Here is a 14,461-nt window from a genome sequence, read left to right on the forward strand (position 1 = left end):
GAAAGCTAGAATTCGCTTAGCTACTGGGCGGCGGGGTGATGCCGCCCGGAAGGTATCAGCGGGCCGTGGCCAGCTCTTGTTGGACGCTGCCGACGGTACGTGGCCAAGGTTTACCAGCCTGGACCTTCGCTGGCAAGTTCTTGATTGCCGCAACCGCTGCGTCGCGGTTGGCGAAACTGCCGTAAGTCACGACGTACAGAGGCTTGCCCTGTAGGTTTTTCTTGAAGTAGCGATAGTCGCCACCCTGGGCCTTGACGTAAGCCTGGGCCGACGCCTCGGAGCTGGTACCAAGGATCTGCACCACATAATTGCCCGGCTTCTGTCCGGCATACCAGCCACTGTTGCCAGCGCCAGCGGCGGCTGGTTTTTCCGCAGCTTTGGCAGCCGGCTTGGCCACGGCGACCTGGGTCGGCGCCGGTGCTGGCTTGGCCGGCGCAACCGGCTTGGCGGGCTGGGTTGCAACAGGCTTGGGCGCAGGCGCAACCGACTGCACGGGCTGGGCAGGCGCAGGCGCCGGGCCAGCCGGCACACCTTGTGGCGGAGCGATGGTGGTCACGGTAGGTGGCGGGTTGCCAGGCTGCAGCGCGGTGTCGACAGCCGGGCCTCCCTCTTCACCCTCGCCCATGCCTGCGGCTTGGGCCAGCGGCTCGCGCATCACCGGCTGCGACTGGCCAACCAGTGGCAGCGGCATTGGCTGGGACGAGCCAGAGAACTCGATGGCAGCACCCTGCTTGCCGTCGCCCAGTGGCAACTGGGCCTGGGCAGCCGGCGCTTCGGCAGGGGCCTTGTCGCCTTTCTTGGGCATCAATACCGCGGCCGCAACGGCAACCACGACCACAGCGGACAGTGCGAGCACATGTTTTTTAGGCATCTTGAACCCCATGGTTGGTCGCTTGGCCGTCGAGCGGCTGGCGATCATGGCTTCGATCAAAGTGTCACGGGCGACCTGATTGATGTTGCCAGGCCAGCCGTCGGAGTTTTCATGGATATCGGCGATCTGTTCACGGCTGAACACCTCGATGCCCCGACCAGCCCCTTCCAGGCGCTGTTCCAGGTACTCGCGGGTTTCTTCTTCACTGTAGGGCGCAAGCTCGATGATGTGAAAACGTTCTTCCTCGACATTGAGCTCATCCAGCCCGGCAATCAGCGATGGCTCACCGAACAGAAACACGTGCGGACGCCCTTCAGGAACCCCCGCCGCCAACTCCAGCAACGCTTGGAGTGCCGACTCGTCGAGTTGTTCCGCATCGTCCACCAGCAAATACACTTCCTGCCCGGTCAGTGCCAGCTGCACCACCTTCGATAGGATCGCCTGCACCTCGGGCTGGGCCACACCCAGCTCCTGCGCGACCTGCGCGAGCATACTGGAGGCGTCGCTGGCGCTGCGGGCCGACACCACCACACTTTGCACAGTCTGCTTGTTGGTGCTGGCCACCAGGGCCTGGCGAAGTAGCGACTTGCCGCTGCCCAACGGGCCGCTGACCACCAGCATCAACTGGCTATAGCGCGCCAGGTGGTGCAGTTGGCCGAGCACCGGTTTGCGCTGGGCCGGGAAGAACTTGAAGCCAGGTACGCGGGGCGCGAACGGATCATGGCTCAACTGGTAATGGTCGAGAAAGGCCTCATCGGCATGCAAACTTGTCATTGCGCTGTCACAACCTCAAAGCTGGGCCACGATCGCGCGGTAATCCGCCGACAGCGTGGCCTGAAGAATCTCTTTCGAATAGTCGTCGGTCACCACGGCCTCGCCCATTTGGCGCAGCAGCACCAAACGCAAACGACCGTCGAGCACCTTCTTGTCGACCGCCATGTGCTCCATGAAATGCGCCGGGGTCATTTCCTGTGGTGGCACCACCGGCAAACCTGCGTCCTGCAACAGGCGGATTCCACGATCGCGCTCAGCCTGGTCGATCCAGCCAAGGCGCATGGACATTTCCAGGGCCATCACTGTGCCCGCCGCGACAGCCTCGCCGTGCAGCCACACGCCATAGCCCATGTGGGTTTCGATAGCATGCCCGAAGGTATGCCCCAGGTTCAGCGTGGCCCGTACGCCCGACTCGCGCTCGTCAGCACCCACCACTGCGGCCTTGGCCGCGCAAGAGCGGCGGATGGCCTCGGTCAGGGCTGCCGAATCGAGGGCACGCAGTGCCTGCATATTGTCTTCGAGCCAGGCGAGGAACGGCTTGTCGCAAATCAGGCCGTACTTGATCACCTCGGCCAGACCTGCGGACAGCTCGCGCGCTGGCAGGGTCTTGAGGCTGGTGGTATCGATCAGCACCGCGTTGGGCTGATAGAACGCACCGACCATGTTCTTGCCCAGCGGATGATTGATGCCGGTCTTGCCACCCACGGAAGAGTCGACCTGGGACAACAGGGTAGTCGGCACCTGGATGAAGTCGACGCCGCGCTGGTAGCAGGCGGCTGCGAAACCAGCCATGTCACCAATCACGCCACCACCAAGCGCGACCACAGTAGTACGGCGATCATGCCGAGCTGTCAGCAGGCCATCGAAGATCAGCTGCAATGTTTCCCAGTTCTTGTGGGCTTCCCCATCGGGCAACACCACTGGCAGTACCGAGTAGGCTCCAAGGGCCTTGCTCAGGCGTTCGAGATACAGCGGCGCGACGGTCTCGTTGGAAACGATGGCTACCTGCCGACCCGCAATGTGCGGCGCCAGCAGCTCAGGCTGGTCCAGCAGGCCTTCGCCAATGTAGATCGGGTAGCTACGCTCGCCCAGGTCGACCTTTAGTGTCTGCATGTATCCCCACAATGTACTTGGGCGCGGCGCCATCCGGCGACCTGCGCGGTAACGTTGAGCCTCGCCTCGGCGCTGGAGGCCGAGAATAGTCCCGGGTTAACGGGGCGGCAACTGCTGCAAGCGCTCGAGAATATCGATCACCACCATGCGTGGGGGCCGCTCGTCGGTTTCAACCACCAGGTCGGCGATCTCGCGGTAGAGCGGGTCGCGGGTTTCCAGCAAGGTGCGCAAGGTCGCCTCCGGATTGGCCGTGCGCAGCAGCGGGCGATTGCGGTCGCGCGCGGTGCGACCGACTTGCTGCTCGACCGAAGCATGCAGGTAGATCACCCGGCCACCCTGATGCAGCGCCTGCCGGTTGGCTTCGCGCATCACCGCGCCACCGCCGGTGGCCAGCACCACACCGTCGAGCGCGCACAACTCGGCAATCATCGCTTGCTCGCGATCACGGAAACCCGGTTCGCCTTCCTTGTCGAATATCCACGGGATGTTTGCGCCGCATCGCAGTTCGATTTCCTTGTCGGAATCCTTGAACAGCAGGCGCAGCTCTTTGGCCAACAGGCGTCCGATGGTGCTTTTACCAGCGCCCATGGGCCCCACAAGTATCAAATTTCGCACAGAATCAACGACTCACAGCAATCGCCTGGTCACTCATGATACGCGGAGTCAGGAAGACCAGCAGCTCGGATTTTTTCTCTTGTAATGCATCGCGTCGAAACAGCCGCCCAACATACGGCAGATCGCCGAAAAATGGCACCTTGTCGACCACATTGTTTTGCGAAGTCGAGTAGACGCCACCGATCACGATCGTTTCGCCGTCAGCCACACGAACCTTGGCATTGACCTCGTTCTTGCGGATCGGCGGTACGTTGTTCAACGCATTGACGTAATCCGGCTCGTCCTTGGTCACCCTGACGGTCATGATCACCTTGTTGTCCGGAGTGATCTGTGGTGTTACTTCGAGCGACAGCGAGGCTTCGCGAAACGATACCGAGGTAGCGCCGCTTTGGCTGGTTTCCTGGTAAGGCACCTCGGTACCCTTGAGGATCCTCGCCGTTTCCTTGTCAGCCGTGACCACCTTGGGCTGCGAAATGATCTCGCCGTTGCCGCTTTTTTCCATGGCACTGAGCTCCAGGTCCAGCAGCACGTCACCGCGCAACAGACCCAGGCCGATACTGCTGCCGGCTCGCTCCAGACCGAGGTCGACGAACAGCTCCTTGCCGGGCCGCAGTTTCTCGCCGTACAGCGGCCCACCCCAGCGTACCCCCAGGCTTTTCTCATAATCGACGTTGGCCTCAACGATACGCGCCTCGATCGCTACCTGACGCACCGGCACGTCCAACTGCGCCACCAACTGGCGCATCTCGGCCAGGCGGTCAGCGGGCAGGTACACCACCAGCGTATTGGTGCGTTCATCGACACTCAGGCTACCCGTGGGGATGCCGCCACCCTCCAGACTTGCCAGCAGCAACTGCGCCAAATCGGCGGCCTTGGCGTGGTGAATGGGCAGCAGCTCCCGACGCAATGGCTGCAGCTGCGCGTCCAGCACTTGGCTCACCCGGGCGTCTGCCGATTGCGCGGCAAACTCGGCCGCAGGCGCCACCAAGAGCACATTGCCCTCCTGGCGCCGGGACAGGCCCTTGCTGCGCAACACCAGGTCGAGCGCCTGATCCCACGGCACGTCCTGCAAACGCAAAGTGACGCTGCCTTGTACCGCATCACTGGCAACCAGGTTGACGCCGGCGTAGTCAGCCAGCACCTGCAGCACCGCACGCACCTCTACATCCTGGAAGTTCAGCGACAGGGGTTCACCCTGGTAAGGCGTCGCCGAAGCCAGCGGGATCGACAGCAGGGTTGCCAGCAGGTATTTCATCCACGTTTTCATTCGGGTCCGAGGCCTCCTTGCCCTGGCGCTTGGCGAGGGTGATGAACGCCGTGCGCTCGTGCCACACCCCCGCCATGAACAGCCGCTCACGCACTTCGACCTGACGTTGGTCTATATGCATCACTACCCCCTGATCACGCCCTACCCGGTCGCCCGGGCGTACGCGATAGAGCTTGCCAGCCGCCTTCAGCAGTGCCTCGCGTGCCGCCCCGCGCGCCAGGCTGCCGACCATTTCCAGCTGCGCCAACGGCACGCCGACCAGCCCGGCACTGGCCACTCGCGCAGCAGCCGGCGCAAACGGGTCCACTTCAGGTGCAGCCATTGCGGCCCTTGCCGGCAGGTCCGCCAGCATTGCAGGTGCCTTCAGGGGCGTAGCCGCGTGATAGGCATCAACCCGCAACTGCAGGCGCAACAGTCCAGGCTGGCGATCAACGGTTGCCAGGCTCATGTCACCGCTGCGCAGAATCCGTGCCTGCCCTAACCAGTCGCCCAGCCACAGCCGCAAGGCCGAGTAACGCCCTACCACTTGCACCACCAGCGGTACCTTACTGAATCCGGCCTGTTGCTCGCCCTCACCTACATCGAGTCGCTCGACAAGCAAGCCGTGTGCATGCCCCGACACTGCCAGACGCTCAAGCAGGTCGCTCATGCTCTCCCCGGCCGCCAGGTACCAGTGCGCCGCTTGCAACCGCTGTTCGGCAATCACCGTTAGAGCCTTCAGCCGCTCCAGTTCGGCCAACTGCGATGCACTGGCTACCTGCAGCTGGCTCAACTCGACATGCCTGGCATCCTCCCGCGCCTGCTGCTGCAACAGGGCGGGCAGGCGCATCGCGCAGCCCAGGCTGAACAACACAACAGCCACCAGCACTGGCGCCAGCCGTCGGAAGCGGCCTGAGCCCTCGACCACTGCCAGCCAAGCGAGCATCTGCGCGGTACTCACGACCAGAACGCCGCAACGCGAGCGGTCAGCAGAAACTCATCGCCGTCCGGCAGGCTCTTGATGCGTTTGAGTTCCAGATCGAGCAAAACGCTCGAGCGGTTCAAGTCGCGCATGAACTGAGCAACCACAGCACCGGACGCAGCCACCCCTGTCATCTGCAAGCGGCCACTATCAAGGCTCAGGTCAAGTAGCTGCACACCTTCAGGCAACGCCCCTTCAAGGTCGGCGAAGACACCGGCCAATACACCCTGATGGGCGCGCAGGCCTTCCAGGGCCACCGCACGGGCAAGTAGCGCTTCATGCTGTGCACGCACTTCGGCCAGCGACTGCAACTGCTCATCCTGTGCATCAAGGGTCGCTTGGCGCTGGGTATTGGCCAGCACCTGCTGATGCCCGCGTTGGCGGGCCAGCTGATCGACCAGCATCACGGCGCACAAAGCCAAAAGTGCACCACCCACCAGCTGGCCTCGAAAGCGACGCAGCGCCGCCTGACGCTGCCGTTCGCGCCAGGGCAGAAGGTTCAGCCGCATCATGGCCGCAAACCTCCCAAGGCCAAGGCGCAGGCCAGGAGCATCGCCCCATCAACATGCTCAAGCCCTGCCAGCCCAGGCAGGTACGTGCACCGCACATTCAGCCGGCTGCCAAGGCCCTGCAGCCAGCCCGGATTGATCGATGAGCTGCTGGCAACCCACAACCCCGCAGGAAGGCTCTGCCTGGCAAGTAAAGCCTGCAGGCGCTCTGGCCATTGCCCGTTCATATCCGGGCCAGTCGTTTGCAGTTCACAGCGCTGGTACACCCTGCCCGGCTGCCAGTCATGAAGCGTTACGCTGCGGGTTTCGACACGCAGCAGCGCTGCTCCCTCAAGGCCACCCTGTGGCAACATGCGGCACAAGGCAATGGTGTCGACCTCGACGGCTTCCAACTGCAAGCCCGCCTCCTCGACGACGGATTCGAGTGACGCCAGCGCACTCTGTCGACAGGCAGCAACCATTACCTCTGAGCAACCTGGCTGGTCATGGGAAGCCCCCATGACCTGAAAATCCAAGGCCAGGTCTTCCAGCGGAAACGGAAACAGCCGCTCTGCATCGGCAAGCAGTTGTGCCTCCAACTGCGCCCCGCTCTGCTCCACCGGCAGATGGCACAACTTGCAGATAACCTGACTGGCCGGCAGTGCCAGCGCTACCCGGCGTTGCCTGAGGCCGCTGCGCCGGTAAGCGCGCTGCAGCGCAGCCACCACCTCCCCAGGCGCCTCAGCCCAGTCATCGGCCAGCGGCGCCTGAAACAGCTCTTGTGCCGATCCCATCACACGCCAGCGTCGATTGCGCTGCTGCAGTTGCATTATCCGAACGGCGTCGGGCGTGATTTCCACCCCCACCAGTGAACCGGCATCCTTGCCGAAGCGTCCAAACATCGCGACTCCTTTGCTGTCTGTTGCAGCTGCCAAGCGCAGCCACCTGTCGCAACCCCGCGGCAACACTGAGCCGGGGCTACTCATCGAGTCGACGGGTAGCCTGGCCGGTCACCCGGAGAGGCGAAAAATGCTTATAATGCCCAGCGTTTTTTGGTCCACCGGACCTGCGTGCAATCCACTCCCAACCTGGACACCGAAAAGCCTTGATACGTCTGCTGAAGTTCTTCTGGTGGTCTTCCGTCGCAGTCATCTGCGCGCTCGTACTCGGTGTGAGCGGTGCGTTTCTGTATCTTAGTCCCAGCCTGCCCTCGGTCGAGTCCCTCAGAAGCATCCAGTTGCAGATCCCCCTCAGGGTGTACAGCAGCGATGGCAAGCTGATTGCCGAATTCGGCGAAATGCGCCGCTCGCCGATCCGCTTCGCGGAAATTCCCCCACAATTCATTCAGGCGTTGCTGTCAGCCGAGGACGACAATTTCCTCAACCACTACGGTGTCGACCCCAGCAGCCTGATGCGCGCCGCGACCCAGCTGGTGAAAACCGGGCATATCCAGACCGGCGGCAGCACCATTACCATGCAGGTGGCGAAGAACTTCTTCCTCACCAGCGAACGCAGCTTCTCACGCAAGACCAACGAAATCCTGCTGGCCCTGCAGATCGAGCGTGAGCTGACCAAGGACGAAATCCTTGAGCTGTACGTGAACAAGATCTACCTGGGCAACCGCGCCTACGGTATCGATGCAGCAGCACAGGTGTATTACGGCAAGTCCATCCGTGACGTGAGCCTGGCGCAGATGGCGATGATCGCCGGCCTGCCCAAGGCACCGTCGCGCTTCAACCCGCTGGCCAACCCGGTGCGCGCCAAAGAGCGCCGCGACTGGATCCTTGGGCGCATGTACAAGCTGGGCAAGATCGACCAGGCCAGCTACGAGGCCGCCCTGGCCGAGCCGCTCAACGCCAGCTATCACGTGCCGACGCCTGAGGTGAATGCCCCGTACATCGCCGAAATGGCCCGCGCGGAAATGGTCGGCCGCTACGGCAGTGACGCCTACACCGAAGGCTTCCGCGTCACGACCACCGTGCCTAGCGACATGCAGGAAATGGCCAACAAGGCCGTCCTCAAGGGCCTATCCGATTACGATGAGCGCCACGGCTACCGTGGCCCTGAAGCACGCTTCCCGGGCCGCACCCAGGCAGCGTGGCTGCAGGAGCTGGGCAAGCAACGCACCCTTGGCGGCCTGGAGCCAGCCATTGTCACCCAGGTGGAACACACCGGCCTCAAGGTGCTGACCCGTGACGGCCAAGAGGCGCAGGTTGCCTGGGACACCATGAAATGGGCGCGCCCGTTCATCAACAACAACGCCCAGGGCCGCTCACCGCAATCGCCGGCCGACGTGGCCCAGGTCGGTGACCTGGTGCGCCTGCAACGCCTTGACGATGGCACATTGAAGTTCAGCCAGGTGCCCGTTGCGCAGAGTGCCCTGGTCACCCTCGACCCGAACAACGGCGCCATCCGCGCCCTGGTCGGCGGTTTCTCGTTCGAACAGAGCAACTACAACCGCGCCGTGCAGGCCAAGCGCCAACCGGGCTCGAGTTTCAAACCCTTCATCTACAGCGCCGCGCTGGACAGCGGCTACACCGCTTCCAGCCTGGTCAACGATGCGCCGATCGTGTTCGTTGACGAGTCGGTGGATAAAGTGTGGCGACCGAAGAACGATACCAACACCTTCCTCGGCCCTATCCGCATGCGTGAGGCGCTGTACAAGTCACGTAACCTGGTGTCGATCCGCCTGCTGCAAGCCATGGGCGTGGACCGCACCATCGACTACATCGCCAAGTTCGGCTTCAACAAGCAGGACCTGCCGCGCAACCTGTCGCTGGCCCTGGGCACCGCCACCCTGACCCCGATGGAAATCGCCACCGGCTGGAGCACCTTTGCCAACGGTGGGTACAAGATCACCCCGTACCTGATCGCGCGCATCGAGAGCCGCAGCGGCGAGACACTCTTCACCGCCAACCCGGCCCGCGTACCGCAAGGTGCCCAAGACCAGGCGGGCCTGGCCGCACCCGAGCAGCCAATCAGCACTGCGGCCATGCCGGGCGAAGCACCTTCTGCCTTGAGCCAGGTGGCCGCGGCACCGCAAGCGCCGGCAGTGGCCGAACAGATCATCGACGGGCGTACCACCTACATCCTCACCAGCATGCTGCAGGACGTGATCAAGCGCGGCACCGGCCGCCGGGCGCTGGCCTTGGGCCGCACCGACCTGGCGGGCAAGACGGGTACGACCAACGAATCCAAGGACGCCTGGTTCTCCGGTTACAACGCCGATTACGTGACTACCGTTTGGGTCGGCTTCGACCAACCGGAAACCCTCGGCCGCCGCGAATATGGCGGGACTGCGGCACTGCCGATCTGGATGAACTTCATGGGCGCGGCGCTCAAGGACAAGCCTGCGCATGCCCCGGCAGAACCGGAGGGCATTCTCAGCTTGCGCGTCGACCCGGTCAGCGGGCGCGCGGCATCGCCGAGCACCCCGAATGCCTACTTCGAGCTGTTCAAAGCCGAAGATTCGCCGCCGTCGGTGGACGAGCTGGGCAATGGCGCGGCACCGGGCAGCCCGCTGCCAGCCGATGAAGCGACGCCGATGGATTTGTTCTAAGGCAGGGCGCGTGACTCAGGTTTTGCGTGGGCGCGTGAATCGAGCGCCGCCCGCGCGGCGCATCGCGACGCAAGGCCGCTCCCACATCTGCTGCAACGTGCCGAACCTGCCAGGCCATGGTTGCCCGCCTGGGTGCATGCCTTAAGACAGGCGGGGCGGCATCAATGCCCACCTCCAAATCCAGTCATGCCAGCAAGGCTGACAACCATGGCCTCACAGACATGGCCACGTTGCAACAAATGCGGGAGCGGCGTCGCGATGCGCCGCGCGGGCGGCGCTCGATCTGATAGGCGCCACAAGTGCCCTGACGAACACCTTGCAGCCCTGACACATTCTCAAGCCCCAACAAAAAGCCCCGGCTCATGCGAGCCGGGGCTTTTTTATGTCGCTTGCGGCAATCAGCCGTTGAACACTTCATCCACGCTGGTCAGCGGGTAGTGCTTCGGATATGGCAGGGTAGCCACGCCGGATTCGATGGCAGCCTTGGCCACAGCATCGGAAACGACGGTGATCAAGCGTGCATCCAGCGGCTTCGGAATGATGTACTCACGGCCGAACTCCAGGCCTTCAACGCCATAGGCTTCGCAAACTTCCTTCGGCACTGGCAGCTTGGCCAGGTCTTTCAGGGCGATAGCGGCAGCGATCTTCATCTCTTCGTTGATACGCTTGGCGCGAACGTCCAGAGCACCACGGAAGATGAACGGGAAGCCCAGTACGTTGTTGACCTGGTTCGGGTAGTCGGAACGGCCGGTCGCCATGATCACGTCGTTGCGAGTGGCGTGCGCCAGCTCTGGCGAGATTTCCGGGTCCGGGTTCGAGCAGGCGAACACGATCGGGTTGGCAGCCATCGACTTCAGGCCTTCCGGGCTCAGCAGGTTCGGGCCAGACAGACCTACGAACACGTCGGCACCGTCAAGGGCGTCGGCCAGGGTGCGCTTGTCGGTCGCGTGGGCGAACTGCGCCTTGTACTGGTTCAGGTCGTCACGGCCAGCGTGGATCACGCCACTACGGTCGATCATGAAGATGTTCTCGACCTTCGCACCCATGCTTACCAGCAGCTTCATGCAGGAAATGGCAGCAGCGCCGGCGCCCAGGCAGACGATCTTGGCGTCTTCCAGTTTCTTGCCGGCGATTTCCAGGGCGTTGATCATGCCAGCGGCAGTTACGATGGCAGTACCGTGCTGGTCATCGTGGAACACCGGGATGTCGCACTGTTCGATCAGGGTACGTTCGATTTCAAAGCACTCAGGTGCCTTGATGTCTTCAAGGTTGATGCCACCGAAGGTGATCGAAATGCGGCGAACGGTGTCGATGAACGCTTGCGGGCTTTCCGACTCGACTTCGATGTCGAACACATCGATACCGGCGAAACGCTTGAACAGAACACCCTTGCCTTCCATGACCGGCTTGGAAGCCAGTGGGCCGAGGTCACCCAGACCGAGGATGGCAGTGCCATCGGAAATCACCGCAACCAGGTTGCCTTTGCCGGTGTATTTGTAAGCCAGCTCTGGATCACGGCCAATTTCGCGCACCGGCTCTGCAACACCTGGGCTGTAGGCCAGGGCGAGGTCACGGGCGGTGGCAGTGGGCTTGGAGAGTTCAACGCTCAGTTTCCCCGGACGAGGTTGAGCGTGATATTCGAGAGCGGCGGTTTTCAGGTCTGACATGGTGGGCATTCCGCTATTTACTGTTCTGACGGACCGCCGAGGATACGCAAAGAGCCGGGGAGCCACAAGACTGGCCGGTCACTTGTGTCAAGGCCTTTAGCCTACGACTTTACGCTACAACCCACGGGGGCATACAACCAACAGTGTGTACAATCTCGTAGCGAAATGTCTACATCTTTTAACCTGAAATGCGCTCCAACATGCTTGGATCGGTCAATGGCAACACCCAACGTCGCTGCCCGGGCTTGAGGCCACCCCTGCGGGAACGATCCAGCACCCAGCCGCGCGCTTCGACCTGGCGTCCCTTGAGATTATCGAAGAAGCTGGCGGGGAAGTTGCGCTGCAGACGAGCGGGAACCTGCAGTACCAGGGTACCGCCCAGGGTAAGCCAGACCCCACCACGATTTCGCTCGATGCCTTCGATACGACCACGCACAACAGCGAAACCTGACTGCCTGACATCGCTTGCAGCCACTACGGGCGAATGCCGCCACAGGCCAACGCCAGCCTGGCGCGCTACTTGTTCGGCAAGCTGCTGGCAATCGCTGAAACGCACATTAGGGGCAATGGCCACGCGGTAGCCCAAGCCCTCGCTAAGCAATTGTGCTTCCAGATTGTCGCCATTGCGGCTGTAGATGTGCGCCAGTGTGCGACCGTACTTGTCCTTACCTTCAACACCAGGCACCAGCCCGACACGATCGTCATTGGCCTTTACCAAGGCCTGCAATCGCCGTCTGGCAGCTTCGGCATAGGGCTCACTGGTACGCCCCTTGCGGCCTATTTCCGGGGCATTGATACCGATCAGCCGCACACTGCGGCCATCGACCAGACGCAAGGTGTCGCCATCAACCACCTGTCGTACCGCTACCCATTGGGGCTTATCCGGCTGTGGGCAGAACGCCAGGACCGGGAAATGCCAGATAACGCCCACAAAAAAGGCGCCCACAAGGGACGCCTTCTTCAGCAACAATGCGAAGCCCGAAGGATTCGCCCTGCGCATGATTACTTCTTGGCACCGAACATGCCGAAGCGATCGGCGAACTTCTGTACGCGACCACCGGTGTCCAGAACTTTCTGCTTACCGGTGTAGAACGGGTGGCACAGGTTGCAAACGTCGATCGACAGGACGTTGCCCAGGGTCGAACGAGTTTCGAACTTGTTACCGCAGCTGCAGGTGACTGCAACTACTTCGTAGTTCGGGTGGATACCTTCTTTCATGGTCACTTCCTCGAGCTGCGTGCCGCCACCCAACACCAATTGTTGAATACCGCACGTAATTAGGCGGCGAATAATACCAGAGCACACCGTCAGCGCAAGATGTCGCTTGCACCGACCGTCGTCTGCTAGGCTCGCCAGTCCTTGTAACGCCCTCCGAGACTTTCCGCGTGTCCGACGTCATCCTGCGCCTTGCCCTGCCCTCTCCGCTGCGGCGCCTGTTCGACTACAAGGCGCCGGCGAGCATGGCGCGCCAGACCTTGACCCCTGGCATGCGCATCCGCGTGCCCTTTGGCCGCCGCGAAATGATCGGTGTGCTGATAGAGGTGTGCACGCAGAGCGAAGTGCCCGCCGACAAACTGAAGCCGGCCACTGCCCTGCTCGACCCGGTGTCCCCCATCCCCGCGTCGCTGTTCAAGCTGTGCCTGTGGACCGCCCAGTACTACCAGCACAGCCTGGGCGATACCCTGAGCTGGGCGCTGCCCACGCTACTGCGCCAGGGCGAAGCTGCCGAAATGCGCCAGGAACGCTTCTGGCACATAGCCCCTGGCGCCCGCCTGGAGGACCCGCGCATCGCCCGCGCGCCGCGCCAGCGCGACGCCCTCAAGACCCTGGCCCAGCACCCGCACGGCGTGGCCCACAGCCTGCTGGCCAAACTCAACCTGAACAAGGACAGCCTCGACCTGCTGCTGGCCAAGGATCTGGTGCAGATCGAGACGCGCCGCCACTTGCCGGCCCTGCGCCATGAGCACTGGCTGGCACAGCCGGAACTCCCCCTCAACGAAGAGCAACGCGATGCCTTCGACGCCGTGTGCGAGGGCTTTGGCGGTTTCGGCGCGTTCTTGCTGGCCGGCGTCACCGGCAGTGGCAAGACCGAGGTCTACCTGCAACTGATCCGCGAAACCCTGGAAGCCGGCAAGCAGGCGCTGGTGCTGATCCCGGAGATCAACCTCGGCCCGCAAACCCTGGCCCGCTTCGAGCAACGCTTCAACGCGCGCATTGCCCTGCTGCACTCTGCGGTGAACGACCGCGAACGCCTGGATGCCTGGCTGGCGGCACGGGACGGCGAGGCCGATATCATCATCGGCACCCGCTCGGCATTGTTCACGCCGATGAAAAACCCCGGCCTGATCATCATCGACGAAGAGCACGACGGCTCCTATAAACAGCAGGAAGGCCTGCGGTACCACGCCCGCGACCTGGCACTGGTACGCGCTCACCAGGAGAACATCCCGATCCTGCTCGGCTCCGCCACACCGTCGCTGGAAACCCTGCATAACGCCCTGACCGGCCGCTACCGCCTGCTGCGTATGAACCAACGCGCCGGGGGGGCCCGCCCGCCGCGCATGCTGCGCCTTGATGTGAAGAGCCTGCCACTGGACAGCGGCATCAGTGGCCCGCTGCAGCAGGCTATCCGACAGACCCTGGAAGCTGGCCAACAAGTGCTGGTGTTCCTCAACCGCCGCGGCTTTGCCCCAACCTTGCTGTGCCACGATTGCGGCTGGCTGTCCGAATGCCCACGCTGCGATGCGCGCATGACCGTGCACCAGCGCTCCGGCGTGCTGCGCTGCCACCACTGTGGCTATGACGAACGCCTGCCGCACCAGTGCCCGCAATGCAACCACGTCGACCTGCGCCCGGTCGGTGCCGGTACCGAGCGCGCCGAAGAGCGCCTGAAGGTGCTGTTCCCGGATTACCCGATCCTGCGCGTGGACCGCGACAGCACGGCGCGCAAGGACGCCATGCACAACCTGTTCAGCACCATCCAGCGCGGCCAGCCAAGCATCCTCGTCGGCACCCAGATGCTCGCCAAGGGCCACCACTTCCCGCGGGTGACCCTGGTGGCCATCCTTGATGCCGATGGTGGGCTGTTTTCCGGTGACTTCCGCGCCAGCGAGCGCATGGCACAACTTATCGTACAGGTGGCCGGG

At 62.9% G+C, this 14,461-nt stretch carries 13 protein-coding genes; 3 read left to right on the plus strand and 10 right to left on the minus strand.

The genetic code is table 11. From position 1 onward, the window contains the following. Positions 1-55: 55 nt before the first annotated feature. From AC3WLP_RS20750 to pilM, 7 genes are all read right to left on the minus strand, one after another. Entirely contained in the window at positions 56-1,645 is a 1,590-nt protein-coding gene (locus AC3WLP_RS20750) for an SPOR domain-containing protein (protein WP_019439128.1), read from the minus strand. A 15-nt stretch (positions 1,646-1,660) separates the two neighbouring features. Continuing rightward, entirely contained in the window at positions 1,661-2,758 is a 1,098-nt protein-coding gene (gene aroB / locus AC3WLP_RS20755; protein ID WP_003249149.1) for a 3-dehydroquinate synthase, read from the minus strand. A gap of 96 nt (positions 2,759-2,854) precedes the next feature. Continuing rightward, positions 2,855-3,373, minus strand: a complete 519-nt coding sequence (gene aroK, locus AC3WLP_RS20760; RefSeq protein WP_010955625.1) for a shikimate kinase AroK — start codon at positions 3,371-3,373, stop codon at positions 2,855-2,857. Between the two features lie 4 nt (positions 3,374-3,377). Further along, positions 3,378-4,640 carry a type IV pilus secretin PilQ gene (locus tag AC3WLP_RS20765; RefSeq protein WP_012053949.1) on the minus strand — a complete coding sequence of 421 codons (1,263 nt, stop codon included), beginning with the start codon at positions 4,638-4,640 and terminating at the stop codon, positions 3,378-3,380. Beyond that, a complete protein-coding gene (locus tag AC3WLP_RS20770) occupies positions 4,564-5,565 on the minus strand; it encodes a pilus assembly protein PilP (RefSeq protein ID WP_012053950.1) in 1,002 nt (333 codons plus the stop codon). The genes AC3WLP_RS20765 and AC3WLP_RS20770 overlap by 77 nt, the downstream gene beginning before the upstream one ends. 11 nt (positions 5,566-5,576) lie before the next feature. Further along, the gene (locus AC3WLP_RS20775) at positions 5,577-6,113 is read right to left on the minus strand and encodes a PilN domain-containing protein (protein WP_012053951.1); all 537 of its coding nucleotides are present in this window, start codon (positions 6,111-6,113) and stop codon (positions 5,577-5,579) included. Beyond that, complete coding sequence (gene pilM, locus AC3WLP_RS20780) at positions 6,110-6,991, minus strand: type IV pilus biogenesis protein PilM (RefSeq protein WP_017148007.1); 882 nt, start codon at positions 6,989-6,991, stop codon at positions 6,110-6,112. Before pilM ends, AC3WLP_RS20775 begins: the two co-directional genes overlap by 4 nt. Before the next feature lie 206 nt (positions 6,992-7,197). On the opposite strand from pilM, the gene AC3WLP_RS20785 reads away from it, so the two are divergent. Both AC3WLP_RS20785 and AC3WLP_RS20790 read left to right on the plus strand, forming a co-directional pair. Then, positions 7,198-9,648, plus strand: coding sequence for a penicillin-binding protein 1A (locus AC3WLP_RS20785; RefSeq protein WP_371919700.1), 2,451 nt, complete (start codon positions 7,198-7,200; stop codon positions 9,646-9,648). Between the two features lie 164 nt (positions 9,649-9,812). After that, the gene (locus AC3WLP_RS20790) at positions 9,813-9,935 is read left to right on the plus strand and encodes a hypothetical protein (protein ID WP_256596076.1); all 123 of its coding nucleotides are present in this window, start codon (positions 9,813-9,815) and stop codon (positions 9,933-9,935) included. Between the two features lie 111 nt (positions 9,936-10,046). Here the strand turns inward: AC3WLP_RS20790 and AC3WLP_RS20795 are convergent, their stop codons facing one another. The 3 genes from AC3WLP_RS20795 to rpmE form a co-directional block, all read right to left on the minus strand. Further along, the gene (locus AC3WLP_RS20795) at positions 10,047-11,315 is read right to left on the minus strand and encodes a malic enzyme-like NAD(P)-binding protein (RefSeq protein WP_003249133.1); all 1,269 of its coding nucleotides are present in this window, start codon (positions 11,313-11,315) and stop codon (positions 10,047-10,049) included. 178 nt (positions 11,316-11,493) lie between these two features. Then, on the minus strand, positions 11,494-12,315 hold the full coding sequence (locus AC3WLP_RS20800) for a thermonuclease family protein (protein WP_012053955.1): 822 nt from the start codon (positions 12,313-12,315) through the stop codon (positions 11,494-11,496). Positions 12,316-12,317: 2 nt separating this feature from the next. Then, positions 12,318-12,533, minus strand: a complete 216-nt coding sequence (rpmE, locus tag AC3WLP_RS20805; RefSeq protein WP_003249127.1) for a 50S ribosomal protein L31 — start codon at positions 12,531-12,533, stop codon at positions 12,318-12,320. A 167-nt stretch (positions 12,534-12,700) separates the two neighbouring features. On the opposite strand from rpmE, the gene AC3WLP_RS20810 reads away from it, so the two are divergent. Beyond that, on the plus strand, positions 12,701-14,461 hold a 1,761-nt coding region (locus AC3WLP_RS20810; RefSeq protein ID WP_492576235.1), incomplete at its 3' end, for a primosomal protein N'.

Source organism: Pseudomonas sp. FW305-E2 (assembly GCF_058782925.1).